The sequence below is a fragment of the Streptomyces sp. NPDC102467 genome (assembly GCF_044765445.1).
Taxonomy (GTDB): Bacteria; Actinomycetota; Actinomycetes; order Streptomycetales; family Streptomycetaceae; genus Streptomyces.
The window spans coordinates 42448-68395 of the sequence record NZ_JBIWKA010000023.1; the positions used below are offsets into that span (position 1 = coordinate 42448).

Consider the following 25948-nt stretch of genomic DNA (forward strand, 5'->3'; position numbering starts at 1 on the left):
GCCCGAACGCCTCCGCGCAAGCCGAAGGACCGCACCCCGTACCAGTGGCGTCCAACCCCCGGGGGTGCGGCCCTTCAGCCGTTCAATGCGCGTCGCCGCGCCGCCGTCACACGGCGATGGCGACCTCCGCGAGTCCGCCGGTCTGGGCGACGACCGTGCGGTCCGCCGTGCCGCCCGGGACCAGTGCGCGCAGCGTCCACGTGCCCTCGGCCGCGTAGAAGCGGAACTGGCCCGTGGCCGAGGTGGGGACCTCGGCGGTGAACTCGCCGGTCGAGTCCAGGAGGCGGACGTAGCCCGTCACCGGCTCGCCGTCGCGGGTCACCTGGCCCTGGATCGTGGTCTCACCGGGCTTGATCGTCGAGGCGTCGGGGCCGCCGGCCTTCGCTCCACACATACGTAACTCCTAGGAAGGAAAGGTCAGTTGCTTACTTGTTGGCGCCGAGCTCGATCGGCACGCCGACCAGCGAGCCGTACTCGGTCCACGAGCCGTCGTAGTTCTTGACGTTCTCCTGGCCGAGCAGCTCGTGCAGCACGAACCAGGTCAGCGCGGAACGCTCGCCGATGCGGCAGTACGCGATGGAGTCCTTGGCCAGGTCGACCTGCTCGTCGGCGTAGAGCGCCTTGAGGTCGTCGTCCGACTTGAAGGTGCCGTCGTCGTTGGCGTTCTTCGACCACGGGATGTTGCGCGCGGACGGGATGTGGCCCGGACGCTGCGACTGCTCCTGCGGCAGGTGCGCCGGGGCGAGCAGCTTGCCGCTGAACTCGTCGGGGGAGCGCACGTCGACCAGGTTCTGCGAGCCGATCGCGTTCACGACGTCGTCGCGGAAGGCGCGGATCGAGGTGTCCTGCGGCTTGGCCTTGTACTGCGTGGCCGCGCGGTCCGGGACCTGCGCGCCGTCGACCAGGTCGCGGGAGTCGAGCTCCCACTTCTTGCGGCCGCCGTCGAGGAGCTTGACGTCCTGGTGGCCGTAGAGCTTGAAGTACCAGTACGCGTAGGAGGCGAACCAGTTGTTGTTGCCGCCGTAGAGGACGACGGTCGTGTCGTTGGCGATGCCCTTCTTCGACAGCAGCTCCTCGAAGCCGGCCTGGTCGATGAAGTCACGCCGGACCGGGTCCTGGAGGTCCTTGGTCCAGTCGATGCGGATCGCGTTCTTGATGTGGTTCTTGTCGTACGCGGCCGTGTCCTCGTCGACCTCGACGATTGCCACGTTCTCGTTGTCGAGGTTGGCCTCGACCCAGTCGGCATCGACCAGGACGTCGCTGCGGCTCATGCTGTCTTCCTCCGGGGCAGTTGCGGCGGTGCATGCAGAAATCAGTGCGCGGAAAGGGCGCGGGGTGACCCCGAGTCGACTCGGTCGGATGCGAATCGATCGACTCAAGGGGTCCGAGGAAGGCGGGGGTCGACCGGACGGCCGGGGCCCGCTCAGACAGTGCGACAGAGCATGGCGGCGACGCGGCACAGGTCTACTGCCCGCCGCTTCGTGAGGTCCGCCTGTCGCTTCATGCGTCCGATCGTAAGGACGCATCGGTGGCCGTGTCACCGGCATGTCGAATGCTGAGACGTAATCGTCCACTATATGAGAATGATCGCGCCCCGGAGCCGCTCCCGCCGGGCCCCGGGGCCGCACGGGCTCCGTCGCTCTCCGCTGATCTCTGCTGTGCGGACAGCGCCGTCTCGCAGTGCGGACACGCCGTCCCCCGGGTCCTACCCGACGAGGTCGAGGTTCGAACCCTTCACGGTGATCTCGACGCCGTCCTTGACGGCCTGCACCTTGTCCAGCTTGATGCCGGCGGGCAGGTTGTCGATCGCCTGCTGGAAGTCGGTGACGGCGCGGATCCGGCCCTCGGCCAGGTCGAGCGCGCCGGTCTTGGGCAGGTTGTCGGCGCGCGCCGAGACCTTGCCGTCGGTGACCTTGACGGCGCTGAGCACGGTCGGGTGCAGGGTGAGCACCGGCGTCTTCACGGTGACCGCCACCTTGACCTTGTCGCCGCCGCCGTACGAGAGGCCGACGATCTCGGCGGTCACACCCGGCGCCACCTGCGCCACGTCCTGCTTCTTCACGGCCTTCAGGAGCTCGTCGTAGGAGATCCGGGCGGTGCCGGTGGCCGAGTCGGCGGTGGCGCTGCTGTAGCTGCTGTTGAACTTCACGCCGTGCATCTCGGCGTTCAGGTCGGCGATGCGGATGCTGTCGCCGCCGCTCTTCGCGTCGTAGTCCTGGATGCCGATCTCGACGTCGTCCAGGCTGCCGCCCACGACCTGGGTGAGGAACGGGAAACCCTTGATGTTCACATCGGGCGTCTGCGCCAGACCCTCGCTCGTGCGCAGCTTGTCCGCGGCCTTGCCCTCGGCGAAGTTGACCGCGACCCGGTCGGCGATCACGAAGAGGCCGCCGACGATGACGACGAAGATCAGCAGTATTCGCAGTGCGCGCATGGCCTTGAGGCTCCCCCACGTCTGTATGCCCCCGGCGCTCCACGTCCCCCCGCCGGGGGTGATTCCTGCGGCGAGAGTACGTGGCCGCGTCCGCGGGGGGCGGGGGTGGGCGGGGTTGTTCCCAAGTTGTCGATCAGCGCGGGCCGGTTTCGGTGCGGGCGCTGCCCCGGTGAGGCCGGTTCTCCGTCCGCGGCCCGGTGGGGACTTCTCGCGCCGTTCCCCGCGCCCCTGAAATGCGCACTGCGTGCGCCATTTCATAGGCGCGCGCATCTCGCGCCCCAATGGGGCTGCGGCGAAGCCGCATGCTCCAGGGGCGCGGGGAACTGCGCGACCAGCCCCCACCGGCCGGCGGTCGGCGACAATGAGCCGGCTAGGCCAGCGCGCGGCCCAGCAGGTAGACCGCCGGGGCCGCCGCGGCCAGCGGAAGCGCGACGCCCGCCGTCATGTGGACGAAGCGCGACGGGTAGTCGTACGACGCGACGCGGTGGCCGATGAGCGCGCAGACACCCGCGCCGAGGCCGAGCAGCGCCCCACCCGCACCGAGATCCGTCATCCCGCCGACGGCGATCCCCGCACCCGCGGACGCCAGCAGCGCGACCACCACGGAAGCGGGGGTCGGCAGCGGCAGGGCGCGGGCCACGACCGCGACGGCCACGGCGATCGCGCCGACGGTGACCGCGTCCGGCTCGGCCGCGAGGTGACCGGTGGCGACGATCGCGAGCGCCGCCGAGGTGACGGTCGCCATCAGGCCGTACATCCGCTCGTCCGGCGAGGCGTGCGAGCGCAACTGGAGTACGAGCGTGAGCAGGACCCAGACGCCGAGCGTGCCCAGGATCGCGGCGGGCCCGTGCTCCCGGCCGGCCGCGAGCAGCGCGATGTCGGCGACGACGCCACCCAGGAAGGCGAGGGCGATGCCCTGGCGGGCGGGCCACATGCCGTTGAGCCGGAACCAGCCCGCGGCCGTGACGGCCTGCAGCAGCACCAGCGGGACGAGCAGCGCGTACGGGCCGACGGCGGCGCCGCCCGCGAGCAGCAGGCCGAGAACGGCGGTGAGCGCGGCGGGCTGGATGCCCGGTTCGATGACCGGCGAGCGGCCCTCGGCGCGGGCGCGCTGGGCGTCGGTGACGCGGGCGTTGCCGGTGGTGGTGGCGGCCCCGTAGGTGGGTTCACCGGTCGTGGGCGCGGCCGTCGCGGGGGCGGGCGGCTCGGGCTCGGCCGCCGGTGCCGGGGCGGGCGCCTGCGCCGGAGCGGGCGCCGGGGTGCGCGTCGCGTCGTACGCCGACCACTCCTGCTGCTGGGGCGGCAGCGGCGCGCCCTGGTCCCCGTGCTCGTACTCGTACCCCTGCGGCGGCAGGTACGGCTGCGGGGCGGGCTGCATCTGCGTGTCCCAGGTCTGCGCCTGCCACTGCTGCGTCAGCGGCGCCTCGTCGTACTGCTGCTGGCCGTACTGCTGTCCGTACTGCTGCTGGGCATAAGGCTGCTGGGCGTAGGACTGATGCTGGCCGTACTGCTGCTGGGCGTAGGACTGATGCTGAGCGTCGGGCTCCTGCCCGTGCTGCGGCCCGCTGTACGGCTGTCCGTACTGGTCATACCCATTGGACCCCTGGGACCCCTGGGACCCCTGGGACCCGTTGGCCCCGTTGGCCCCGTTGGGCTGGGACCGCTGCGGATACTGCGGATACTGCTGGTCGTTGCTCATCGGGTGTCACCCTCCTGCGAACGGCGGGAGCACCTCGACCGTGCCGCCCTCGGCAAGCCGTACCGTCTCATGACCGCGGGTCCCCACGGGGTCCCCGTCGATCAGGAACGAGGAACGCCGCAGCACCCGCACGAGCTCACCGGGGTGTCGCTCGCGGGCCGTCGTCAGAGCCGCGGCCAGGGTGTCGGCGTCGTACGGTTCCTCCGCGACGCCGGCGGCCGCCTTGGCTGCCGCCCAGTAGCGGATCGTGCCCTGAGCCATAGCGGCGGCTCCTCTCCTCGTGTTCGGTCGGCGTCCTATTGTGCGGCACCCGCGGCGGCGGCCCACGTACCGATCCGGTCGAGCAGCGCGTCGCTCGCCGCGTGCTCCGCGTGCCCCATGCCCGGCTCCAGCCACAACTCGGCGCCGCCGTCCGCCGCTTCGGCCAGCATCCGGGGGTGGTCGACGGGAAAGTACGGGTCGCGGTCGCCGTGCACCACGAGCAGCGGCGTCGGCGCGATCAACGGAACCGACTCGACCGGCGACAGGGGTACCGGGTCCCAGGCGCCTCCTGACAGGGGGTGGATGCGCGTGCGCAGCCCGACCCGGCCGACCATCCGGCCCGTCGGACGGGTCACCACCCAGTGCAGCCGCCGCATCGGAGCCGTACCCCGGTAGAACCACCGTGCCGGGGCGCTGACGGCGACGACCGCGTCCGTGCGCGCTTCCGTGCGCCCCCTGTGCGACGCGGCGTGCCGGAGCACAACGGAACCACCCATCGAAAATCCGACCGTCACCACGCGCGCGTGCCCGAGGACCCGCGCCCACTCGACGGCCGCCGCGAGATCGAGCACCTCACGGTCGCCGACCGTCGAGCGCCCGCCGGAGCGCCCGTGCCCCCGGAAAGAGAACGTGATCACGGCCGCACGCTGCGCGAACACCGATGCCGCGCGCAGTACGTGCGGCCGGTCCAGATCGCCGGAGAAACCGTGCGCGAGCACGATCACGGGGCCCTCACCCGGCACGTCGCCCGGGTGGTACGCCGCGTCGATGGCGATTCCGTCCTGCGTACGGAGCATCACGCGCCGTGTCCGTTCAGTGATACGCCGCACAGAAGATCCGCTCTCGTCACCTGCCGGACCCCAAGTCATGTGGGCTATTCTGCTGGGAAGAGGACTCGGGCAATGCAGCCCCCGGGTCCTTTTGTGCTTTCAAGCGCGTTGTATACGAAAGCGCGGGGCCCCGGGCGCGGGCCCCACCACAAGCACCACCAGGCAGCTCACAAGCACCACCAGGCAGCACAAGAGCACCACCAGCACCACGAAGCAGTGCCGCAAACGTCCTCGCAGGGACCGAGGAGGAACCAGACGTTATGGGCGAGCGAACCGTGCACGAACGCAGGACGACCCAGGCAGGTGGGGCGCGATGAGTTCATTGCTGCTCCTCACCAATGCCCTTCAGCCGTCGACGGAGGTGCTCCCCGCTCTCGGCCTGCTCCTGCACAACGTGCGGGTGGCCCCCGCCGAGGGACCCGCTCTCGTCGACACCCCCGGTGCCGACGTGATCCTCATCGACGGACGCCGCGACCTCCCGCAGGTCCGCAGCCTCTGTCAGCTGCTCCGCTCCACCGGGCCCGGCTGTCCGCTGGTGCTCGTCGTGACGGAGGGCGGCCTCGCCGCCGTCACCGCCGACTGGGGCATCGACGACGTACTTCTCGACACCGCGGGACCGGCCGAGGTCGAGGCGCGGCTCCGCCTCGCGATGGGCCGCCAGCAGATCGTCGCCGACGACTCCCCCATGGAGATCCGCAACGGCGACCTCTCCGTGGACGAGGCGACGTACAGCGCGAAGCTCAAGGGCCGCATCCTCGACCTGACCTTCAAGGAGTTCGAGCTCCTCAAGTACCTGGCTCAGCACCCCGGCCGCGTCTTCACGCGCGCCCAGCTGCTCCAGGAGGTCTGGGGCTACGACTACTTCGGCGGCACCCGGACCGTGGACGTCCACGTCCGACGGCTGCGCGCCAAGCTCGGCCCCGAGCACGAGTCGCTCATCGGCACCGTGCGCAACGTGGGCTACCGCTTCGTCACCCCGGAGAAGCCGGAGAAGAAGGCCGAGAAGAACGCCGCGGACAGGGCGGAGAAGGCCGAGAAGGAGGCCGCGGGGAGGGCCGAGAAGAGCGCCAACGCGGACGAAGCGGACAGGCCGGCCGGGGCGCGCGTCGAGGCGGTCACGGCAGAGCCCTAGGAAGGGCCTCACTCCCTGCCCACAAGCAGGTCCATCCGCGTAGACTCCGCGCGTGGCCAAGGTGACTCGGGACGACGTTGCGCGACTTGCGGGTACTTCGACCGCCGTCGTGTCCTACGTGATCAACAACGGACCCCGGCCGGTCGCCCCGGCCACGCGCGAGCGCGTGCAGGCCGCGATCAAGGAGCTGGGGTACCGGCCCGACCGGGTCGCCCAGGCGATGGCGTCGCGGCGTACCGACCTCATAGGAATGATCGTGCCGGACGCGCGCCAGCCGTTCTTCGCGGAGATGGCGCACGCGGTGGAGCAGGCCGCGTCCGAGCGCGGAAAAATGGTCCTCGTCGGCAACTCCGACTACGTCGGTGACCGCGAGGTCCACTATCTGCGCGCGTTCCTCGGCATGCGGGTCTCGGGCCTGATCCTCGTCAGCCACGGGTTCAACGATCTGGCGGCCGCCGAGATCGAGGCATGGGACGCGCGGGTCGTGCTGCTGCACGAGCGGCCCGAGTCGATCGACGACGTCGCCGTCGTCACCGACGACGTGGGCGGCGCCCAGCTCGCCACCCGCCACCTCCTGGAACACGGCAACGAGTACGTGGCGTGCCTGGGCGGCACCGCCGAGACCCCGTCCGTCGGCGACCCGGTCTCCGACCACGTCGAGGGCTGGCGCCGCGCGATGCAGGAAGCGGGCCGCTCCACGGAGGGCCGGCTGTTCGAGGCGCCGTACAACCGCTACGACGCGTACCAGGTGGCGCTCGGTCTGCTGGCCGGGCCGCACCGGCCGCCCGCGATCTTCTGCTCCACCGACGACCAGGCCATCGGCGTGCTGCGGGCCGCGCGCGAGCTGCGCATCGACGTGCCGGGCGAGCTGGCCGTGGCCGGGTTCGACGACGTGAAGGAGGCGGGTCTGACGGATCCGCCGATGACGACGGTCGCCTCGGACCGCTCGGCGATGGCGCGGGCCGCGGTGGATCTGGTGCTCGACGATTCGCTGCGGGTCGCGGGGTCGCGGCGCGAGCGGCTGAAGCTGTTCCCCTCGCGCCTGGTCGTCCGCCAGTCCTGCGGCTGCGCCTGACCATCGGCGGGGCACAGCCGCGGGACCGGCCGCTCTAGAAGAGCAGGTTGTACTGGTTGAACCCGGTGCCCAGGCTCGTGCGCGCCCCGAAGACGTCGCTGGACGCCTTGTTGGTGCCGGGGTAGAGCCACAGCGTGCCGCCCGAGTCGCGGGCCATGACGTCGGCGATGCCGTCGCCGGTCACGTCGCCGTTGGTCACGTTCGCGGTGAAGTTCCAGCCGGTACGCGCCTGGACGCGGGCCGCGAACGGGGTGTGCTCGACCTGCGTGCCCCGGTAGAGGTAGAGCACGCCGGAGCTGTTGCGCACCAGCAGGTCGGCCTTGCCGTCGCCGGTCAGGTCGCCGCGGCCGAAGACGCTGACACCCTTCCAGGACTTGTCGACGACCTTGACCTTGCCGTAGAACTCGCCGTTGCCCTTGCCCGGGTAGAGGTAGGTCGAACCGTCCGCGTCGACCGCGACCAGGTCGGGGCGGGAGTCACCGGTCATGTCGCCGGGGATGGCGTACGACTTGTAGCCGCCCCATACCGAGCTGATCTGCATCCACTCGTAAGCGGTGGTGGCGTGGTCGTAGTAGCTGCGGTAGAGCTTGCCGTCGGCGCTTTCGCGGACGATCACGTCCTGGTAGAAGTCCCGGTCCAGGTCGGCCTGGAGGGCCCAGGTGGAGCCCTGCCAGCCGCTGCCCTGGTAGGCGCGGGTGGCGAGCGAGGTGCCCTTGCTGTCCTGCTCGAAGAGGCCGCCGGAGGGCGTGCGTCCGAGCAGGTCGGCCCTGCCGTCGAAGGACATGTCGGTGTCGTCGATGCGCGGCTGGGCCGCCCACACGTACGAGGACACCTTGGTGAAGACCGGGTAGGCGCCCTTCGCGGTGCAGCCGGCGACGCCCCACGAGACGATGCCGACGACCTTGCCGCCGACGATCACCGGGCCGCCGGAGTCACCGTTGCAGGGGCTCTGCGTGCCCTCGTCGGTGCCGCTCGCCGGGGTGCCGGCGCAGAACATCGAGCCCGCGATGAAGTCGTCCTCGCCGAGGACCGACCCCATCGCGCTGTCGCAGGTGGCGTCGGCGACCATCGGCAGCGTCGCCTTGCGCAAGGTCGCCGAGAGGTCGGCGTCGTCGGCGCCGGAGGTCAGGCCCCAGCCGTAGACGGTGGCGGTGGTGCCGTCCTGGTAGGAGGCGCTGTCGTTGCTCTGGACCAGCTTCGTCCACTGCTCTTCGAGGGGGCGGTCCAGGGTGAGGACCGCGATGTCGTTCTGTGTGGTGTCGGCGTTGTACCTCGGGTGGTTCCACTGACGCCAGACGCCCGCGACAGTGCCGTTGGTGTCGTCGAGCAGGCCGGTGGCACCGGCCACGACAGCGCCGTTCGCCGTCCAGTCCAGACCTGCGACGCAGTGGGCCGCGGTGAGGACCTTGTTCGGGGCTACGAGGGTGCCCCCGCAGAAGTAGCCTTCGCCGGCCGCCTCGTCGTAGTACGAGAGCTGCACCATCCAGGGCGCGGACGCGATCGACGTCTCGCTGCCGCCGATGATGAACGGTGTCTTCTTGGGCTTCGACTCCGGCGTCGCCTGGCTCTTCGCGGCCTCGACGACCCGCTTGCGCAGTTCCGGGTCGGAGGCGGCGGGCGCCGGGTTCACGGATCCGGCGACGGTGCTCGCGTCGGGCAGTCCGGGCGGGGTGTCCGCCGCGCCCGCGGGCTGTGCGGTGAGGACGCCGGCGCAGGTCAGCGCCAGCGCGAGAGCGGCTGTGGGCAACGCCGTGGCGGTGCGTCTCCAGCGGCCGCGATGGGCACGTATCACTCGGGTCTCCTGATGAGTCGGTATGAGTCGGTGGGCTTCGAGGCGGGGATCGTAGGCATCAGGAGTCACTGCGCACACGGTGTTCACAGGAGTCCGAAAAGTGTTGGTCCTGGACCCTCCGCGACAACATCCGGCGGCCACCCGCCGTTCGCCTCCCACCCGCCCGGCCGGAGCTTCTTTATTTCGGGCAAACAGGGTTCTGCCGGGACTCTCAGGGCACGCTCAGGTGGCTCTCATGTACGCGACACACGCTGGGTGCCATGACCGAGAGCTACCGCCGAAGCGGCGAGTATCCCCAGTACGGCACGGACGGCACGGACGGCACGGACGGCACGGACGGCGCGGGCTACACGGGCGGCACCGCCCAGCAGCGGTCCGCGTATGCCGAGAGCGCGTTCCCGCCCCCGCCGCCGTACCAGCCCGTGAGCGTCGCTCCGGGTACGACGGTGTGGCCGGGCGGCGGTGACTCCGGCAACGGTGGCCACGGCGACGGGCACACCGTCCAGTTCGCCGCGTACGGGCCCGAACAGCCCGTCACCCCGAAAAAGAGGAAGCGGCTGCGCGGCCCGCTCGGGCTGCTCGCGGCCGTGGCGGTCGCGGCGGCGGCCGTCGGCGGCGGCACCGCCTACGCCTTCCAGGAACTGAGCGGCTCGGACACCACCGCCTCCAGCTCCACCAGCACCAACGTCGTGCCCAGCAGCCAGAAGGGCACCGTCTCCGGCGTCGCCACAGCGGTCAGCCCGTCGATCGTCGAGGTCAACGCGACGCTGTCGTCCGGCTCCTCCACGGGCTCCGGCGTCATCACGACCAGCTCCGGCGAGATCCTCACCAACAACCACGTCATCTCCGGCGCCTCCTCCATCAAGGTGCAGACGCACGACGGCAAGTCGTACACCGCCGAGGTCGTCGGCACCGACGCCAAGAAGGACCTGGCGCTCATCAAGCTGAAGAACGCCTCGGGCCTCACCCCTGCCACCCTCGGCGACTCCTCCGGCGTCAAGGTCGGCGACCAGGTCGTCGCCATCGGCTCCCCCGAAGGCCTGACCGGCACCGTCACCAGCGGCATCGTCTCCGCGCTCGACCGCGACGTCACCGTCTCCACCGACGAGGGCGGCCAGGAGCAGCAACAGCAGCAGGGCGGCGGCAACGGCGAGTGGCCGTTCGAGTTCGGCGGCCAGGAGTTCAACGGCGACACCGGCTCGTCCACGACGACGTACAAGGCGCTGCAGACCGACGCGTCCCTCAACCCCGGCAACTCCGGCGGCGCCCTCATCGACATGAACGGCAACATCATCGGCATCAACTCGGCGATGTACTCCGCCAGTTCGGGATCCTCTGGTTCGTCGGGCGACTCGTCGAGCGCGGGCAGTGTCGGCCTCGGCTTCGCCATCCCGATCAACACCGTCAAGGCCGACCTCGACACGCTGCGCGCCGGAGGCGCCGACAACTGACCGTCCCCGTTCCGGGGAAGACCAGGAGGACCCGTCATGATCCGCACCGCACGCCATCCCGAAGCCCGCACGGGCCCGGCCGACCTGGGCCTCGCCCTCGCCGTCGCCTCGGCCCTGCACCCGGCCGCCACCCGCGCCCCCGAGGTGGTGCCGACGGCGACGCGCCGTGCCGTACGCGGCCGCCGCACGGCCGTGCGAGGCTGAGAACCGGCCCTGCCCGCACCCATCGTTAAGGAAGCGCAGCCCATGAGCCCCGCCGAAGGCGACCGCGACCCGCACCGCATTCTCATCGTCGACGACGAGCCGGCGGTGCGGGAGGCACTCCAGCGCTCCCTCGCCTTCGAGGGCTACGGCACCGAGGTCGCCGTCGACGGCGCCGACGCGCTGGAGAAGGCGGCCGCCTACCACCCGGACCTGGTCGTCCTGGACATCCAGATGCCCCGCATGGACGGCCTGACAGCCGCACGCCGGCTCCGCGCGACCGGCTCCACGACCCCGATCCTGATGCTCACCGCGCGCGACACCGTGGGCGACCGGGTCACCGGGCTCGACGCGGGCGCCGACGACTACCTGGTCAAGCCGTTCGAACTCGACGAGCTGTTCGCGCGGGTCCGCGCGCTGCTGCGGCGCAGCTCCTACGCTGCCGCCGCCGGTTCCGTGGACGACTCGGACGTGCTGTCCTTCGCCGACCTGCGGATGGATCTGGCGACCCGCGAGGTCACACGCGGCGACCGTACGGTCGAGCTGACCCGTACCGAGTTCACGCTCCTGGAGATGTTCCTGGCCCACCCGCGCCAGGTCCTCACGCGCGAACAGATCCTCAAGGCGGTGTGGGGCTTCGACTTCGAGCCGTCGTCCAACTCGCTGGACGTGTACGTGATGTACCTCCGGCGGAAGACCGAGGGCGGGGGCGAGCCGCGGCTCGTCCACACGGTGCGGGGTGTGGGGTACGTGTTGCGCTCCGGCGGGGCCGAATGAACGGGGTGCTCCGCAGGTTGCGCGGGTTGCCTCTGCGGTCGCGGCTGGCGTTGCTTGTGGCGGTGGCGGTGGCAGTGGCGGTGGCGGCGGTGGCGGTTACTTGTTGGTTCCTCACGCGCACGCAGCTGATGACGCAGTTGAACGACAACCTGAAGCAGCAGGTCAGCTCTGTGAAGCCGAGCCAGGTGCTCTCCATCGCCGGCAACTGCCAGAGCGGCGGGCCCGCGAACGAGCACAGCCTGCCGGGCCCGACGATCCAGGTCATCACCACCGACGGCCAGGTGTGTACGTCGCCGGGCGACACCGCGATCCCGGTCCAGACCGCGGACCGGGCGGTCGCCGCGGGCACCCGGGCCTCGGCCCTGCACACCACGGACGACACGAGCGGCAAGGCCATGCGCGTGTTCACCGTCCAGATCTTCCGGGAACCCGGGGCCCGGTACGAGAACACCGCTGTGTCGATCGCCAGCCCGATGGCCGAAGTCACCGACCCCCTCACCACCCTGGCCTGGGTCCTCCTCGCCGTGGGCGGCATCGGCGTACTCGGCGCGACGGCCGCCGGCCTGTGGATCGCCCGCACCGGGCTGCGCCCCGTCGACCAGCTCACCGAGACCGTCGAGCACGTGGCGAGAACCGAGGATCTCACCGTCCGGATCCCCGTCGAGGGGGACGACGAGATCGCCCGGCTGTCCGAGTCGTTCAACTCGATGACGGCGTCCTTGGCGTCCTCCCGCGAGCTGCAACAGCAGCTGATCGCCGACGCGGGTCACGAGCTGCGGACACCGCTCACCTCGATGCGGACCAACATCGAACTGCTCACCCGCAGCGAGGAGACGGGCCGCGCCATCCCCCCGGACGACCGCAAGGCACTGATGGCCTCGGTGAAGGCGCAGATGACCGAACTGGCCGCGCTGATCGGGGACTTGCAGGAGCTGTCGCGTACCGGGCTGAACGGGAGCGACGGCCCCCTCAAGGTCGTCTCGCTGCACGAGACCGTCCGTACCGCCATCGAACGCGCCCGCCTGCGCGGCCCCGAGCTGACCATCGACTCCGAGCTGGCCCCCTGGTACGTCCGGGCGGAACCGGCGGCGCTGGAGCGGGCGGTCGTGAACCTGCTCGACAACGCCGTGAAGTTCAGCCCGGAGAAGGGCACGGTCGAGGTGCGGCTGATGCGCGGGACGCTCACCGTGCGGGACCACGGTCCTGGCATCCCCGCCGACGAACTCCCGTACGTCTTCGGCCGGTTCTGGCGTTCGCCGACCGCCCGCGCGCTGCCCGGCTCGGGGCTCGGTCTGTCCATCGTGGCCCGTACCGTCGAGGCGAACGGCGGCGAGGTCGCCCTCGCCGCGGCGGACGGCGGCGGCACGGTCGCGACGATGCGGCTGCCCGGCGCCCCGACCCCACCGCCGGAGACCGTCCCCTGACCACCAGGACAGGCTGAACGGACTGGTCAGGCTGAGCCGGCCCTCAGTGCCCCACGGAGAGACCGGCACCCGACAGGTCGACCCGGATCCCGTCCTTCTCCACGGTCACGTCACGCAGCCGTACGTAGCCGTGGTCGCCCGGCAGCTTCGGCAGCCGGAACGCGAGGGAGAGGCGGTCGGCGAGTTCGGGGCGGGTGAGGTCGGAGAGGCCGTCGAGCAGGGACGGGTCCAGGCCCAGTTTCTGCAGGATCCAGGGGTGGTCGAGTGCGATGTCGACCAGGTTCATCCCCATCAGGCTCTTCACGAAGCGGGGCGTTCCGGTCACCTCGCTCACCTTCTTGTCGCCGTCCAGCGCCTGGCGGACGACCGAGGCGGGGACGCCGGCCCGGTGCACGATGGCGGGGATCGACAGCAGCCGCTTGGCCTTGTCGGTCTCCTCGGTGATCCGCTTCACCGACTTGGCCGTCAGGTGCAGGCCCTCGCCGGTACCGGTGCCCGGCCGGTAGGTGGCGAGGTCGCCGAGGTCCAGGCGCATGCCGTCGATGTCGGTGGAGATGCCGGTCGCGCCGAGGCGGCGGATCGTGGCGTCGGCCCGCACCTTCACCTCGTGCCCGGCGACCGGCAGGGTGCCGCGGGCGAGCACCCGGTCGTTGCCGTGGCCGGTGAACGTGACCTGGGAAGCGCCCAGTTCACGGTTCATGTCGGAGAAGCTGAGCAGCACTTCGCCGTGCATCGCGTCGACGTAGGCGCCGCTGATGCCGGTGAGGCCGGAGCCCTCGATGCGTACGTTGCGCGCGGTCGCCGAGACCTTGGCGAGGGTGACGCGGTCGGCGGCGACGTCGGGAACGGTGACCTTCATCTCGTCGACGCGGCGGTCGGCGAGCTGGGTAAGGAAGGGGAAGCCCTTGATCTCGACCTCGGGCGCCGCGGTCAGCTTCAGCTCTTTCTTGAGCTGCTGCGCGGCGCGGTGTTCGGCGTACAGGACGGCCCAGCGGTCGCCGAGGGCGAGGAACGCCAGGACGACGAGGACGGCGACCACACCCTTGGCGAGGAGCGGCAGCCCGGCGAAGCGGTTGCGGCGGCGGCTGCCGCGCCGCCCGTGGTGGGGCGGCAGCCAGTCGTCGTCCGGGTCGTCCAGGCGCCGCGGCTCCTCGTGGAGGACCTCGTCGAGCGGGTTGTCCGCGAGCGCGGCCAGCTCCTCGTACGGGTTGGCCGTCCGCACGGGTTCCAGGGGAACGGAGACGTCAGGTGGCCAACCCTCTGACGGGGCACGGTCGTTGGCTATGCGGTGGGGGGTACGCATCGGGTGATTGCACCACATACCCCCACCCTTTACGCAAACAACCTTCACAAACAGCGTTCGCACACAACAGGTGGCCTACGGTCCACCGTAGGCCACCTATATGTACGCGAAGTTTCCGGTCAGTTCATGATCGGGTCACTTCACGATCGTGATCCGGTCCGTCTTCGGCGGCGCGATCGGTTCCGCCGCCGACGAGTTGGCGGTCAGGTAGTCGTTGAACGCCTTCAGGTCGTCCGCGCCGACCAGCGGGTTCTTGCCCTGCCCGAGCGCCGCGAAGCCGTCGCCGCCGCCCGCGAGGAAGGAGTTCATCGCGACGCGGTAGGTGGCGGCCGGGTCGATCGCCGCCCCGTTCAGCTTGATCGAGTCGACGAGAACGCGGGCCGCTCCTGTCTTGGTCATGTCGAGCGTGTACGTGAGCCCGGCCGACGGCTGGAGGATCTTCGGCGAGGCCTCGTTGGTGCCGCTGACCTGCTGCTGCAACGCCTGAACCACCTGCGCGCCGGTGAGGTCGGCGAGATTGACCGTGTTGCTGAAGGGCTGCACGGTGAACGCCTCGCCGTACGTTACGACTCCGTCGCCCTCGCCCCCGCTCGCCTTGAACACCAGGTCGGAGCGGACCCCGCCCGGGTTCATCAGGGCCAGCGACGCCTTCGGGTCGAGCGACTTGGCGTGCGCGAGCTGCGCGTCCGCGATGAGGTCGCCGAGCGGCTCCTCCGGCGTACCGGCGCCACGGCCGGGAATGTCGGCGGAGATGTGACCGACGGCCTGGTTCGAGACGGGCGCGGCGAGCTTGTTCCACCGGTCGATCAGCGCGGTCATGTCCGGCGCCTTGGGCTGCGTGCGCGACACGACGTGGTTCACCGAGGTGGGCGACTTCGGCGACTTCCCAGCCCTCTGCGACTTCTGCGACTTCTGCGACTTCACAGCCGTCCGGACGATGTCCTTGGTGCGGCGGTCGTAGGTGAGGGTGGTGTCCGTGTAGAGCTTTCCGTAGGAGGACGCCGACGTGACCATGCGCGGCTTGCCCGACGGGTCGGGGATGGTGCATACGTAGGCGTTGTGCGTGTGGCCCGTGACCAGCGCGTCGACCTTCGGTGTGATGCCCTTGGCTATGTCGACGATCGGCCCGGAGACGCCGTCGCCCGCGCCCGGGGAATCGCAGTCGTAGTTGTAGGACGACGAAGCGGGCACGCCGCCTTCGTGGATGAGCGCGACGATCGACTTCACGCCCTGCTTGTCGAGGATCTTCGCGTACTTGTTGACGGTCTCGATCTCGTCGTGGAACTTCAGGCCCTTGACGCCGTCGGCGGACACGATGTTCGGCGTGCCCTCCAGCGTGACGCCGATGAAACCGACCTTGACGCCCTTGTTCTTCCACACCCAGTACGGCTTGAGGATCGGCTTGCCGGTCTTCTCGTCGGTCACGTTCGCCGCGAGGTAGGGGTAGTCCGCGCCCTTGAACGTGCGGCCCTTCTCGAAGCAGCCGTCCTTGGGGTGACACCCGCCGTTCTGGATGCGCGCCAGCTCGGTGGCGCCCTCGTCGAACTCGTGGTTGCCGACACCGGTGACGTCCAGGTCGAGCTTGTTCATCGCCTCGACGGTCGGCTCGTCGTGGAAGAGGCCAGACAGCAGCGGGCTCGCGCCGATCAGGTCGCCGGCGGCCGCCGTGACGCTGTACGGGTGCCCCTTGCGAGCGGTGCGCAAGGAAGTGGCCAGGTACTCCGCGCCACCCGCGTCGACCTGCTTCGTCGTGCCGTCGGCCTGCTTCTCCGCGACCTGCCCGGACGATCCGGCCGGCGGCTCCAGGTTCCCGTGGAAGTCGTTGAACGACAGCAGCTGTACGTCCTGGTAGCGGCTCTGGCCGTGCTGCCCCCCGTGGTGCCCGCCGCCGTGGGCGGCGCTCGCGGGCAGCGCGGCGATCAGCGCCCCGGCCGTGGTGAGGGTCGCGACCGCCCCGAGCACCGCCTTGGCGCGGCGGCGGAGCGGACGAGCGCCTGGTCTGAGTCCCTGCGGCATGACGGGCATACGTTCCCCTGGATCCGTGGATGCTGTGCGGTGACTGTGCGTGTGGCTCTGACTGCCGGAAGCCTAGAGTCAACGCGCGTAGCGCAACAGGGGGTTGCCGGTTACGAGCTGGTTGCCGCCGCCTGGCCGGGAGGGCGCCGTACCCTCGTCCCCATGACCACCGACCCCGCCCCCGCCAGCGATCCGGCCCCCTCGGGGCGTCAGATCGACACCCTCTCCACCCTGACCGACGCGCAGTCCGCGACCGTGCTCGCGCTGCTGACCGACGCCGCCCGCGCCGACGGACAGCAGGCCGTGTCGGAGCAGGGCAGGCTCCAGCTGCGGGGCGGGGAGCGCGACGGTGTGCACCACTTGCTGCTCAGCGTCGGCGGGGAGCTGCTCGGGTACGCGCAGCTGGAGGACACCGACCCGGTCGAGGCCCCCGCCTCCGAGCTGGTCGTGCACCCGGGGCACCGCGGGCGCGGGCACGGGCGGGCGCTCGGCACGGCGCTGCTCGCCACCTCCGGGAAGCGGCTGCGGGTGTGGGCGCACGGCGGGCACGGCGCGGCACGGCACCTCGCGCAGGTGCTCGGCCTGACCCTGTTCCGTGAACTGCGCCAGATGCGGCGCCCGTTGGCCGATCTGGACCTGCCCGACCCCGTGCTGCCCGCGGGCGTGCGCATCCGCACCTTCGTGCCGGGTCAGGACGACGCGGCCTGGCTGGCGGTGAACGCGGCGGCGTTCGCGCACCACCCCGAGCAGGGCTCTCTCACCCAGCGCGACCTGGACGACCGCAAGGCCGAGCCGTGGTTCGACCCGGCGGGCTTCTTCCTCGCGTTCAAGAACGACGAGCTGGTCGGCTTCCACTGGACGAAGACGCACGCCGAGGAGCAGCTCGGCGAGGTGTATGTGCTCGGCGTCGCGCCGGGCAACCAGGGCGGCGGCCTCGGCAAAGCGCTGACCACGACGGGCCTGCGTCACCTGGCCGCGGCCGGGCTGCCGACGGCGATGCTGTACGTCGACGCCGACAACAAGGCGGCGGTGAGCGTGTACGAGCGGCTCGGCTTCACGACGTACGAAACGGATTTGATGTACCGAACCGAGTCATAACCGGCTGGAGCGACCCGAGAGGGGGCGGCGTCACTTGACGCCGCCCCCTCTCTTGCATCACCCTTTCACTACTTGATTAGTGAAAGTAGTGAAAGGGGGGTACGCCAGTGGGTGAGCGCGAGTACGTCATCGAGTTCCGGATCGACCGCCACAGCGGCGTCGCCACCTATCTGCAGATCGTCCACCAGACCGAGCAGGCCCTGCGCATGGGCATGCTCGAACCGGGCGACAAGCTGCCCACCGCCCGCGAGGTGGTCGAGGCGACGGCCATCAATCCGAACACCGTGCTCAAGGCGTACCGCGAGCTGGAGCGGGCGGGGCTCGTCGAGGCCCGCCGCGGCCTGGGCACGTTCGTCCGCAGATCCCTCGGATCCGCACCGGCCGACTCGCCCCTGCGGGCGGAGCTCGACGACTGGACGAGACGGGCGAAGGAGACGGGGCTCGACCGCGAGGACGTGGCGGCCCTGTTCGCCAGCGCATTGGAAGCACACTTCAGCACCACCGGCAAGGGGACCCCATGAGCACGGCCATCGAGGCGACCGGCCTCGTCAAGAGGTACGGGCGGCGCGGCGGCGTCGCCCTGGACGACTGCTCGTTCCGGCTGCCCACGGGCCGGATCAGCGCTCTCGTCGGGCCCAACGGGGCAGGTAAATCCACCCTGTTGGCGATCGCCGCGGGCCTGATGCGGCAGAACTCGGGGCGGATCGAGGTGCTGGGCGGCGCCCCCGGCGAGCACCGCGCGAAGGTCGCCTACCTCTCGCAGGACAAGCCCCTGCACCCCCAGCTGTCCATCGCCGACACACTGCGCATGGGCGCCGAGCTGAACCCCGGCCGCTGGGACGCGGCCTACGCGGCGAAGGTCGTCGAGCAGGGCGCCCTCGACCCGAAGGCCCGCGTCCGCGCCCTCTCCGGTGGCCAGCGCACCCGCGTCGCGCTCGCCCTGGCCCTGGGCAAGCGGCCCGAGCTGATGCTCCTGGACGAACCGATGGCCGACCTGGACCCGCTCGCCCGGCACGAGCTGATGGGCACGCTGATGGCGGACGCCGCCGAGCACGGCACGACCGTGCTGATGTCCTCCCACATCGTGGCCGAGCTGGCCGACGCCTGCGACCACCTGCTGCTCCTGGGCGGCGGCCGGATCCGGCTCGGCGGCGGCATCGACGACCTGACCGGCGCGCACAGCCTGGTCACCGGGCGCGGCGACCTGTCCCGGCACACGGTCGTGGAGTCCCGCGCCTCGGGCCGCGGCACCACCGCGCTGATCCGCCGCGACGGACCGCTCGGCGACGAGTGGCAGGTCCAGGAACCCTCCCTGGAGGAGCTGCTCCTGGCCCACCTGCGCTCCCCCGACGCCCCGGCCCTGCTCACCCCGGGCACCACCGTCCGCACGTCCGGTACGGCGGTGTCCGCATGAGCACGGCGACCCTGAAGCGGCCCGACACCGAGGCCCACCCGCCCCGGCGCACCCTGCCGGGCCCGGACGGCCTGGTGTGGACCGTGCTGCGGCTGCACCGCACGGCCCTGTGGATGTGGCTCGGCTACGTCGTGATCAGCGTCGGTCTGCTGCTGTGGCTGTGGGGGCCCGGCTCGTCGGCCGCGCAGCAGGCGTTCGACGCGTTCGGCTACAGCGGGGCGCAGGACAACGCCTTTCGCGGGCTGTCCGACAGCCTCCCCCTCCTCGGCTCCTTCGACTCCGTCTTCTACAACCCGCTGTCGCTGACCCGGATCGCCGCGGTCGCCGTCGCCGTGTTCGCCGCGGGCCCGCTGATCGCGCGTGAACTGGAGTCGGGCACCGCCCAGTTGGCGTGGACCCAGTCCGTGTCGCCGGCCCGCTGGCTCGCCGCCAAGCTGGCCGTGCCCGCGCTGCTCATCACCGTCGGCACCGGCCTGGTCGTCGCCCTGTACCGGCTGGTCTGGGACGGGCGCAACCATCTGCTCGTCGCCGGCATCGGCCCGCGCGACATCGCCTTCTCCGTCGGCCCGGCCACGGTGGCGAACGCGCTGTTCGGTCTCGCGTTCGGCGTGCTCGTCGCGCTGGTCGTGCGCCGCACCCTGCCCGCCCTGGCCGTCGCCGGGATCGGCCAGTACCTGGCCGGCGCGCTGCGCGGCAACTCCTGGCCCTTCCAGGGGAATTACCAGCAGCCCGAACTCCCGGTCCACAACAAGGCGATCACCTCCGGCGGCGCCGAGATCACCGACCCCGGCTGCTACGAGGACCTGAAGTGCCTCGCCCGGCACCACGTCACCGGCTTCACCCGCCACTACCTGCCCTCCCCCGACTACTGGCCCCGCCAGCTCACCGAGACGGGCATCCTGCTCGGCCTCACCGTCCTCGCCGTCGTCGCGGCATTCCTCGTCCTGCGCCGGTACCAGCCGCGCCGCGCCGCGAAGGTCACGAAGGAGGCCACCGCATGAGCATCGCCCTCACCCGCCCGAAGGGCCTCACCTGGACCGTGCTGCGGCTGCACCGGATCGCCCTGGGGGCATGGATCGGTTACGTCGCCGTGGCGGCGGGGCTGCTGCTGTGGCTGTGGGGGCCCGGCTCTGCGGGGCTCGACATCACCGGACACTGCGTGCCGGGGATCGGCAACTCCTGCACCGCGACCGGCCCGACCGCGGACACGTACCGCCACGTGCTCGACGCCGTCCAGGCGTCCATGGGCGCCGTGCCCCTGCTCGCCGCTGTGTTCACGGGCGGCATGCTCATCGGCCGCGAACTGGAGCACGGCACCGCCCAGTTGGCCTGGACGCAGTCCATGTCCCCGGTCCGCTGGCTCACCGCGAAGCTGACCCTGCCCGCCCTCTTGCTCACCGTCGGCACCGGCCTCCTGGTGGCGCTGCGCCACGCGGTCGCCGCGCGGGCCCCCGGGCTCCCCGACAACCAGTGGTACGTGTCCGGCACCTTCGATGTTCTGGGCACGACGGCCGTGGCGCTCCCCCTCCTCGGCCTGGCGTGCGGGGCCCTCGGCGCCCTGTGGCAGAGAAAGGCCCTGCCCGCGGCGGGCTTCTCCGGCGTGCTCCTGCTCCTGCTGACCGTGCTCGCGGGGGTGCTGCGCCCACACCTGTGGCCCACTGTCACCGCGACCGGCAGTCTCCGCCAGGGCTACCCCGGCTTCACCGGCGACGTCCGGGACGAGGGTGCGATCACGGGCTCCGGCGCGGTTGTCGCCGACCCCATGTGCGGCGACAACCGCGCCTGCCTCACCGATCGCCACATCACCGGCTTCTACACCGAGGGCCACCCGCCCTCCCACTTCTGGCCGCTCCAACTGGTCGAGACGGGGCTGCTGTTGCTCCTCGCCGGAGGCATCACGTTCCTCGCGTTCCGCATCCTGAGAAGGAGAGTCGCCCGGTGACCACTTCCGCCCCCGCCCTCACCCTGCCGCGCCCCCGCCCCACCGGCAGCCTGCGCCCCGTACTGCGCCTGCACCGTACGGCCCTGTGGGTGTGGGCGGGGTACGTCCTCCTCGTCGGCGGAGCCCTGCTGTGGCTGGGCGGGCCGGGGGCGGCGGCAGCGCGGCGGGACGAGCCGCGCTGCGTGGGCGGCGACATGTGCGAGGTGTTCAGCGGGCCCCGGACCCACTACGAGCAGCTCACCGCCGCGGCGGGCACGCTCCTCACGGTGACCCCGTTCCTGGTGGCCGCGTACGCGGGCGCCCTCCTGATCGGCCGCGAGCTGGAGCGGGGCACCGCCGCCCTGCTCTGGACCCAGTCCGTCTCCCCACCCCGCTGGCTCGCTACGACACTGGCCGCGCCGGCCGCGCTGATCATCGCGACCCTGACCCCGCTCGCCCTGCTGAACCGGGCGGCGTGGGGCGCTTCCGACGACTTCCTCGGCACTGCCTGGTACGCCGACGAGGCGTTCGTCCCCACGGGCCTGCTCCCGGTCGCGTACGCACTGCTGGGCCTGGCTTTCGGCGCATTCGCGGGCCTGTTCACCCGCAGTACCGTCAAGAGCCCGGCACTCGCCGTCGCCGCGCTGTTCGCCGTCTCCACCCTGCTCGGGCGTTACCGGGTCAGCCTGTGGCCGACGGTGACCACCACCGGCACGGGAGCCCTGCGCCCGCCGGCCGACGCCCAAGTCCTGGTGCACGGCACGGTCCTGCGCACCGGCGAGCGCGTCACGAACAACAACGCCTGCGTCGGCGACCAGGGCGCCGACCTGCGCCGCTGCACCGCCCAGTTCCGCGACTTCTGGGTGACGTACCACCCGTCGTCCCACTACTGGCCCCTACAACTTGCGGAATCCACCGTCGTCCTCACCATCACCGCGGCCACCGTCGCCGCCACGTTCTGGCTCCTGCGCCGCCGCACGGCTTGACGGTGTGCGCCCCGACGGGGCGCGGGGAACTGCGCGAGAAGTCCCCACCGGCCCGCGGCCACACACAGGAAAAACCCCGACGGCGCCCGGTCAACCAACAGCGGCCCGCACCAAAACCCCGGCCCCGCCACTTCCCAGCCGACAAACACCCGCCCCCGTAGACGCCCCGGGGCCGCCCGCCCATATCCCGCACGTCATGTCGCCGTAACCGGCGATTCAGACGGGCTTGCGACGCTCACGGAATGCAACCCCCCGCGTCCGATCCCGCGAAGGCCTCGCCGGAGCCCGCGCCGCCGGAGCCCGCGCCGCAGGGCCGGCTCTATCTCGCGCCCGCGCTCTCCGATCTGCCCGGCGCGCCCAAGACGGTCTCCGCGCGGAAGAATGGGGCCATGAGCCAGCCGAACGCCGCACAGGACCCGACCGCCGCCGCGCCGGGGGCCACCTCGGCCCCGCAGCCCCAGCCGTCCGTGGGCTCGCTCGCCGCGCTCCGCCCGCAACCCGTGGCGGGCGGCGACTTCGAGCGGGCGGCCGCGAAGCTCGCCGGGATCGTCGCCGACATCGACGCGGACCCCGACGACTACGAGGACGAGTACGCGGGCCGGGAGGACGCGGAGCTCCCGCAGGGCCGTTTCCTGGACCGGGAGCGCAGCTGGCTGGCGTTCAACGAGCGGGTCCTGGAGCTGGCCGAGGACCCGAACACCCCGCTCCTGGAGCGCGCGAACTTCCTGGCGATCTTCGCCTCGAACCTCGACGAGTTCTTCATGGTCCGCGTGGCAGGGCTCAAGCGGCGCATCGCGACCGGCGTCGCCACCCGTTCGGCCTCGGGGCTGCAGCCCCGCGAGGTCCTGGAGCTGATCTGGAACCGCTCCCGCGAGCTCATGGCCCGGCACGCCGCCTGCTACCAGGACGAGGTCGCCCCTTCCCTGGCCGACGAGGGCATCCACGTCGTGCGCTGGAACGAGCTGACCGACAAGGAGCAGGCGCGGCTCTACACGCTGTTCATGCAGCAGATCTTCCCGGTCCTGACGCCGCTGGCCGTCGACCCCGCGCACCCGTTCCCGTACATCTCGGGGCTCTCCCTCAACCTCGCGGTCGTGGTCTCGAACCCCGTGTCGGGCCACCGCCACTTCGCCCGCGTCAAGGTGCCGCCCCTCCTCGCCCGCTTCCTGGAGGCCTCCCCGCAGCGCTACGTCCCCATCGAGGACGTCATCGCGGCCCCCCGCCACCTTGGCGAGCTCTTCCCCGGCATGACGGTCGAGGAGCACCACATGTTCCGGCTGACCCGCAACGAGGACCTGGAGGTCGAGGAGGACGACGCCGAGAACCTGCTCCAGGCCCTGGAGAAGGAGCTCATGCGGCGCCGCTTCGGGCCGCCGGTGCGCCTGGAGGTCGAGGAGAGCATCGACTCCGAGGTACTGAGCCTGCTCGTACGGGAGTTGAAGATGAGCGAGGCCGAGGTGTACCCGCTGCCGGGCCCCCTCGACCTCACGGGTCTGTTCGCGATCGCGGTCCTGGACCGGCCCGAGCTGAAGTACCAGAAGTTCGTGGCGGGCACCCACCGCGACCTCGCCGAGGTCGAGTCGTCCTCGGCACCCGACGTCTTCGCGGCGCTCCGCCAGCACGATGTCCTGCTGCACCACCCGTACGACAGCTTCTCCACGTCCGTGCAGGCCTTCCTGGAGCAGGCCGCGAACGACCCGGACGTGCTCGCCATCAAGCAGACGCTGTACCGGACGTCGGGCGACTCCCCGATCGTGGACGCGCTGATAGACGCCGCCGAGGCCGGCAAGCAGGTCCTCGTCCTGGTCGAGATCAAGGCACGTTTCGACGAGCAGGCCAACATCAAGTGGGCGCGGAAGCTGGAGGAGTCGGGCTGCCATGTCGTCTACGGCCTCGTCGGCCTGAAGACGCACTGCAAGCTCTCCCTGGTCGTCCGCCAGGAGGGCGACCAGCTCGTCCGCTACTCGCACGTCGGCACCGGCAACTACCACCCCAAGACGGCGCGCCTGTATGAGGACTTGGGCCTCCTGACGGCCAATCAGGAAGTCGGGGCCGACCTCTCCGACCTCTTCAACCGGCTGTCCGGCTACTCGCGCCGGGAGACCTACCGCCGTCTGCTCGTAGCCCCCAAGTCCCTTCGTACGGGCCTGATCACGCGGATCGAGAAGGAGGTCCAGCACCACCGTGCGGGCCGCCCCGCCTACGTCCGCGTCAAGGTCAACTCGATGGTCGACGAGGCCGTCATCGACGCGCTGTACCGGGCGTCGCAGGCGGGCGTCACGGTGGACGTGTGGGTCCGCGGGATCTGCGCGGTGCGGCCCGGGGTCGCGGGCCTGTCCGAGAACATCCGGGTCCGCTCGGTGCTCGGCCGCTTCCTGGAGCACTCCCGCGTCTTCGCCTTCGGCAACGGCGGCGAGCCCGAGGTGTGGATCGGCAGCGCCGACATGATGCACCGCAACCTCGACCGCCGCATCGAGGCCCTGGTCCGCGTCGAGGACCCGGCGCACCGCGCGGCCCTCAGCCGGCTCCTCGAAACGGGGATGTCCGACACCACCGCCTCCTGGCACCTGGGCCCGGACGGCAACTGGACCCGGCACGCGCTGGACGCGGACGGGCGGCCGCTGCGCAACGTACAGGAGATGCTCATAGACGCCCGGAGGCGCCGGCGTGGCACAGCAACACCTTGATCCCGGCACGGCGCACACCGCCGAAGCCGTCCTGGCGTCCTATCTGCGGGCCCAGGCGACCGAGTTCCTGCGCGCCCTGCGCCAGCACCGCGAGAGCGGCGCGGCCGGAGAGACGGCGGGCGCGGCCCGCGCCCTGCGCCGCGCCGCCCGTCGCATCAGCGGCACGCTGCACACGTTCCGCCCGCTGCTCGACGCCGAGTGGTCCGACGGCCTGCGCCCCGAACTGGCGTGGCTCTCGGGCACGTTGGCCCAGGAGCACGCGTACGCGGAGCGGTTGCAGCGGCTGAACGAGGCACTGCACCGGCTCACCGCGGCGGGGCGGGGCGGGTCGGCGGGGCCACCGGCGCCGCGTGCGGAGAAGGACGCGGCGCCGCCCGCGCGGGAGACCCTCACGCTCGGCGCGGCCAAGGCGGCGGCCCTGCTCGACCGCCAACTGACCCTCGCCAAGACGAGAGCCCACAGCACGGCTCTGGGAGCGCTCGGCTCGTCCCGGTTCCACGCGGTGGCGGACAGCGTCGCCGTACTCGCCAGCGAGGTCCCGCTCCGCGGCGCGGACGCGGAGCTGAAGAAGCTCGCCGAGGCCGCCGAGAACCGGCTCACGGAGGCGGTCGCCGCGCTGCACGACACCGGCCACCCCTACAACCCGGACGCCGACACCCCCTGGCACCACGTACGCCTGCTGCTGCGCCTGCACCGCTACGCGCAGGAGGTCACCCCAGAGGGCCCCGCGAGCGACCTACGCCGCGAGGAGAACCGCAAGGAGAACGAGGCGGCGCACGCCCTGAACGCGCACCGCGACGCCGCCGAGGCCGCCGGCGCGGCCGCGCACGCGGCCCGCACCCCGCGCATCGCCCCGGCGACGGCGTACGCCCTGGGCGTGCTCCACGCGGACCAGCGCCATCAGGTGGAGGCCGCCAGGATCGCGTTCAGGGGGGCATGGCACAGAGAGGCGGTGGGAACCCCGTGACCGTGCACGAGGACGACATGAACACCATCCGAGCGGCGGGCTGCGTCCTGTGGCGGCGGTCGGCGATCGACGGCGGCCTGGAGATCTGCCTCGTTCATCGACCCAAGTACGACGACTGGTCGCATCCGAAAGGCAAGCTGAAGCGCGGCGAGGACCCGTTGACGGGCGCGCTGCGTGAGGTACGGGAGGAAACCGGCCACGCGTGCGCCCCCGGCGCCACTCTGCCCACCGTGCGCTATCTCGCGAACGGCCGCCCCAAGAAGGTCGACTACTGGGCGGCGGAGGCCACGTCGGGCACGTTCACCCCGAACGACGAGGTCGACCGCATCGTGTGGCTGCCGCCCATGGCCGCCCGCAACCGCCTGACGCAGCCCCGCGACCGCAAGATTCTGGACGCTCTGCTGGCCGCCCTCCACGCCACCTGACGTAATCGCTCCGTGACCTAACCACACCGCCTGCTTAGGTTCACCCTCCGTTCAC

Annotated in this window: 25 protein-coding genes; 15 read left to right on the forward strand and 10 right to left on the reverse strand. The window is 71.3% G+C overall.

Annotated elements, in window-relative coordinates:
• Nucleotides 1-106 precede the first annotated feature (106 nt).
• From ACIREE_RS37165 to ACIREE_RS37195, 7 genes are all read right to left on the reverse strand, one after another.
• Nucleotides 107-394 (reverse strand): DUF1416 domain-containing protein, encoded by a 288-nt coding sequence (locus tag ACIREE_RS37165; RefSeq protein ID WP_127832476.1) that lies wholly within the window; start codon nt 392-394, stop codon nt 107-109.
• Nucleotides 395-425: 31 nt separating this feature from the next.
• On the reverse strand, nt 426-1271 hold the full coding sequence (locus ACIREE_RS37170; protein ID WP_404162672.1) for a sulfurtransferase: 846 nt from the start codon (nt 1269-1271) through the stop codon (nt 426-428).
• 152 nt (nt 1272-1423) lie between these two features.
• The gene (locus ACIREE_RS37175; RefSeq protein WP_350203226.1) at nt 1424-1504 is read right to left on the reverse strand and encodes a putative leader peptide; all 81 of its coding nucleotides are present in this window, start codon (nt 1502-1504) and stop codon (nt 1424-1426) included.
• A 201-nt stretch (nt 1505-1705) separates the two neighbouring features.
• On the reverse strand, nt 1706-2434 hold the full coding sequence (locus tag ACIREE_RS37180) for a DUF2993 domain-containing protein (protein ID WP_404162675.1): 729 nt from the start codon (nt 2432-2434) through the stop codon (nt 1706-1708).
• A gap of 370 nt (nt 2435-2804) precedes the next feature.
• Nucleotides 2805-4133 (reverse strand): hypothetical protein, encoded by a 1329-nt coding sequence (locus tag ACIREE_RS37185; RefSeq protein WP_404162678.1) that lies wholly within the window; start codon nt 4131-4133, stop codon nt 2805-2807.
• A gap of 6 nt (nt 4134-4139) precedes the next feature.
• Nucleotides 4140-4394, reverse strand: a complete 255-nt coding sequence (locus ACIREE_RS37190; RefSeq protein WP_404162680.1) for a MoaD/ThiS family protein — start codon at nt 4392-4394, stop codon at nt 4140-4142.
• Between the two features lie 35 nt (nt 4395-4429).
• Nucleotides 4430-5263 carry an alpha/beta hydrolase gene (locus tag ACIREE_RS37195; RefSeq protein WP_404162683.1) on the reverse strand — a complete coding sequence of 278 codons (834 nt, stop codon included), beginning with the start codon at nt 5261-5263 and terminating at the stop codon, nt 4430-4432.
• A 274-nt stretch (nt 5264-5537) separates the two neighbouring features.
• On the opposite strand from ACIREE_RS37195, the gene ACIREE_RS37200 reads away from it, so the two are divergent.
• Nucleotides 5538-6356: a winged helix-turn-helix domain-containing protein gene (locus tag ACIREE_RS37200; RefSeq protein ID WP_404162686.1), complete on the forward strand. Its 819-nt coding sequence runs from the start codon at nt 5538-5540 to the stop codon at nt 6354-6356.
• Nucleotides 6357-6408: 52 nt separating this feature from the next.
• Complete coding sequence (locus ACIREE_RS37205; RefSeq protein WP_404162688.1) at nt 6409-7431, forward strand: LacI family DNA-binding transcriptional regulator; 1023 nt, start codon at nt 6409-6411, stop codon at nt 7429-7431.
• 34 nt (nt 7432-7465) lie between these two features.
• Here the strand turns inward: ACIREE_RS37205 and ACIREE_RS37210 are convergent, their stop codons facing one another.
• The gene (locus ACIREE_RS37210; RefSeq protein WP_404162691.1) at nt 7466-9223 is read right to left on the reverse strand and encodes a trypsin-like serine protease; all 1758 of its coding nucleotides are present in this window, start codon (nt 9221-9223) and stop codon (nt 7466-7468) included.
• A 260-nt stretch (nt 9224-9483) separates the two neighbouring features.
• Here ACIREE_RS37210 and ACIREE_RS37215 point away from each other — a divergent pair, with 260 nt between their 5' ends.
• Genes ACIREE_RS37215 through ACIREE_RS37230 form a run of 4 tightly spaced genes read left to right on the forward strand, consistent with a single transcriptional unit; the run spans nt 9484 to nt 13076 of the window.
• Nucleotides 9484-10674, forward strand: a complete 1191-nt coding sequence (locus ACIREE_RS37215; RefSeq protein WP_404162694.1) for a S1C family serine protease — start codon at nt 9484-9486, stop codon at nt 10672-10674.
• A gap of 36 nt (nt 10675-10710) precedes the next feature.
• The gene (locus ACIREE_RS37220; protein WP_404162696.1) at nt 10711-10878 is read left to right on the forward strand and encodes a hypothetical protein; all 168 of its coding nucleotides are present in this window, start codon (nt 10711-10713) and stop codon (nt 10876-10878) included.
• 42 nt (nt 10879-10920) lie between these two features.
• A complete protein-coding gene (locus ACIREE_RS37225) occupies nt 10921-11652 on the forward strand; it encodes a response regulator transcription factor (protein ID WP_404162699.1) in 732 nt (243 codons plus the stop codon).
• Nucleotides 11649-13076 carry an ATP-binding protein gene (locus tag ACIREE_RS37230; RefSeq protein ID WP_404162702.1) on the forward strand — a complete coding sequence of 476 codons (1428 nt, stop codon included), beginning with the start codon at nt 11649-11651 and terminating at the stop codon, nt 13074-13076. The genes ACIREE_RS37225 and ACIREE_RS37230 overlap by 4 nt, the downstream gene beginning before the upstream one ends.
• 43 nt (nt 13077-13119) lie before the next feature.
• On the opposite strand, the gene ACIREE_RS37235 is transcribed toward ACIREE_RS37230, so the two are convergent.
• Both ACIREE_RS37235 and ACIREE_RS37240 read right to left on the reverse strand, forming a co-directional pair.
• Nucleotides 13120-14379: a DUF2993 domain-containing protein gene (locus tag ACIREE_RS37235; RefSeq protein ID WP_404162705.1), complete on the reverse strand. Its 1260-nt coding sequence runs from the start codon at nt 14377-14379 to the stop codon at nt 13120-13122.
• A 135-nt stretch (nt 14380-14514) separates the two neighbouring features.
• Complete coding sequence (locus ACIREE_RS37240; protein ID WP_404162708.1) at nt 14515-16404, reverse strand: 5'-nucleotidase C-terminal domain-containing protein; 1890 nt, start codon at nt 16402-16404, stop codon at nt 14515-14517.
• 153 nt (nt 16405-16557) lie between these two features.
• Here ACIREE_RS37240 and mshD point away from each other — a divergent pair, with 153 nt between their 5' ends.
• The 9 genes from mshD (at nt 16558) to ACIREE_RS37285 (ending at nt 25893) form a co-directional block, all read left to right on the forward strand.
• On the forward strand, nt 16558-17493 hold the full coding sequence (mshD, locus tag ACIREE_RS37245) for a mycothiol synthase (RefSeq protein ID WP_404162711.1): 936 nt from the start codon (nt 16558-16560) through the stop codon (nt 17491-17493).
• A gap of 107 nt (nt 17494-17600) precedes the next feature.
• Entirely contained in the window at nt 17601-18014 is a 414-nt protein-coding gene (locus tag ACIREE_RS37250) for a GntR family transcriptional regulator (RefSeq protein WP_404162713.1), read from the forward strand.
• Nucleotides 18011-18907 carry an ABC transporter ATP-binding protein gene (locus ACIREE_RS37255; protein ID WP_404162716.1) on the forward strand — a complete coding sequence of 299 codons (897 nt, stop codon included), beginning with the start codon at nt 18011-18013 and terminating at the stop codon, nt 18905-18907. Before ACIREE_RS37250 ends, ACIREE_RS37255 begins: the two co-directional genes overlap by 4 nt.
• Entirely contained in the window at nt 18904-19908 is a 1005-nt protein-coding gene (locus tag ACIREE_RS37260) for a hypothetical protein (protein WP_404162719.1), read from the forward strand. The genes ACIREE_RS37255 and ACIREE_RS37260 overlap by 4 nt, the downstream gene beginning before the upstream one ends.
• On the forward strand, nt 19905-20849 hold the full coding sequence (locus ACIREE_RS37265; RefSeq protein WP_404162722.1) for an ABC transporter permease: 945 nt from the start codon (nt 19905-19907) through the stop codon (nt 20847-20849). The genes ACIREE_RS37260 and ACIREE_RS37265 overlap by 4 nt, the downstream gene beginning before the upstream one ends.
• Entirely contained in the window at nt 20846-21814 is a 969-nt protein-coding gene (locus tag ACIREE_RS37270) for a hypothetical protein (RefSeq protein ID WP_404162724.1), read from the forward strand. The genes ACIREE_RS37265 and ACIREE_RS37270 overlap by 4 nt, the downstream gene beginning before the upstream one ends.
• Before the next feature lie 242 nt (nt 21815-22056).
• Nucleotides 22057-24501, forward strand: a complete 2445-nt coding sequence (locus tag ACIREE_RS37275; RefSeq protein ID WP_404162727.1) for an RNA degradosome polyphosphate kinase — start codon at nt 22057-22059, stop codon at nt 24499-24501.
• Entirely contained in the window at nt 24482-25468 is a 987-nt protein-coding gene (locus ACIREE_RS37280; RefSeq protein WP_404162730.1) for a CHAD domain-containing protein, read from the forward strand. Before ACIREE_RS37275 ends, ACIREE_RS37280 begins: the two co-directional genes overlap by 20 nt.
• Nucleotides 25438-25893: an NUDIX hydrolase gene (locus ACIREE_RS37285; RefSeq protein WP_404162733.1), complete on the forward strand. Its 456-nt coding sequence runs from the start codon at nt 25438-25440 to the stop codon at nt 25891-25893. The genes ACIREE_RS37280 and ACIREE_RS37285 overlap by 31 nt, the downstream gene beginning before the upstream one ends.
• Nucleotides 25894-25948: the final 55 nt, after the last annotated feature.

What these genes read in the sequence shown, in the direction of transcription:
- ACIREE_RS37165 (WP_127832476.1), bottom strand. Translation starts at nt 394, where the DNA reads ATGTGTGGAGCGAAGGCCGGCGGCCCCGACGCCTCGACGATCAAGCCC.
- ACIREE_RS37170 (WP_404162672.1), bottom strand. Translation starts at nt 1,271, where the DNA reads ATGAGCCGCAGCGACGTCCTGGTCGATGCCGACTGGGTCGAGGCCAAC.
- ACIREE_RS37175 (WP_350203226.1), bottom strand. Translation starts at nt 1,504, where the DNA reads ATGAAGCGACAGGCGGACCTCACGAAGCGGCGGGCAGTAGACCTGTGC.
- ACIREE_RS37180 (WP_404162675.1), bottom strand. Translation starts at nt 2,434, where the DNA reads ATGCGCGCACTGCGAATACTGCTGATCTTCGTCGTCATCGTCGGCGGC.
- ACIREE_RS37185 (WP_404162678.1), bottom strand. Translation starts at nt 4,133, where the DNA reads ATGAGCAACGACCAGCAGTATCCGCAGTATCCGCAGCGGTCCCAGCCC.
- ACIREE_RS37190 (WP_404162680.1), bottom strand. Translation starts at nt 4,394, where the DNA reads ATGGCTCAGGGCACGATCCGCTACTGGGCGGCAGCCAAGGCGGCCGCC.
- ACIREE_RS37195 (WP_404162683.1), bottom strand. Translation starts at nt 5,263, where the DNA reads ATGACTTGGGGTCCGGCAGGTGACGAGAGCGGATCTTCTGTGCGGCGT.
- ACIREE_RS37200 (WP_404162686.1), top strand. Translation starts at nt 5,538, where the DNA reads ATGAGTTCATTGCTGCTCCTCACCAATGCCCTTCAGCCGTCGACGGAG.
- ACIREE_RS37215 (WP_404162694.1), top strand. Translation starts at nt 9,484, where the DNA reads ATGACCGAGAGCTACCGCCGAAGCGGCGAGTATCCCCAGTACGGCACG.
- ACIREE_RS37220 (WP_404162696.1), top strand. Translation starts at nt 10,711, where the DNA reads ATGATCCGCACCGCACGCCATCCCGAAGCCCGCACGGGCCCGGCCGAC.
- ACIREE_RS37225 (WP_404162699.1), top strand. Translation starts at nt 10,921, where the DNA reads ATGAGCCCCGCCGAAGGCGACCGCGACCCGCACCGCATTCTCATCGTC.
- ACIREE_RS37230 (WP_404162702.1), top strand. Translation starts at nt 11,649, where the DNA reads ATGAACGGGGTGCTCCGCAGGTTGCGCGGGTTGCCTCTGCGGTCGCGG.
- ACIREE_RS37235 (WP_404162705.1), bottom strand. Translation starts at nt 14,379, where the DNA reads ATGCGTACCCCCCACCGCATAGCCAACGACCGTGCCCCGTCAGAGGGT.
- ACIREE_RS37240 (WP_404162708.1), bottom strand. Translation starts at nt 16,404, where the DNA reads ATGCCCGTCATGCCGCAGGGACTCAGACCAGGCGCTCGTCCGCTCCGC.
- mshD (WP_404162711.1), top strand. Translation starts at nt 16,558, where the DNA reads ATGACCACCGACCCCGCCCCCGCCAGCGATCCGGCCCCCTCGGGGCGT.
- ACIREE_RS37255 (WP_404162716.1), top strand. Translation starts at nt 18,011, where the DNA reads ATGAGCACGGCCATCGAGGCGACCGGCCTCGTCAAGAGGTACGGGCGG.
- ACIREE_RS37260 (WP_404162719.1), top strand. Translation starts at nt 18,904, where the DNA reads ATGAGCACGGCGACCCTGAAGCGGCCCGACACCGAGGCCCACCCGCCC.
- ACIREE_RS37265 (WP_404162722.1), top strand. Translation starts at nt 19,905, where the DNA reads ATGAGCATCGCCCTCACCCGCCCGAAGGGCCTCACCTGGACCGTGCTG.
- ACIREE_RS37275 (WP_404162727.1), top strand. Translation starts at nt 22,057, where the DNA reads ATGCAACCCCCCGCGTCCGATCCCGCGAAGGCCTCGCCGGAGCCCGCG.
- ACIREE_RS37285 (WP_404162733.1), top strand. Translation starts at nt 25,438, where the DNA reads ATGGCACAGAGAGGCGGTGGGAACCCCGTGACCGTGCACGAGGACGAC.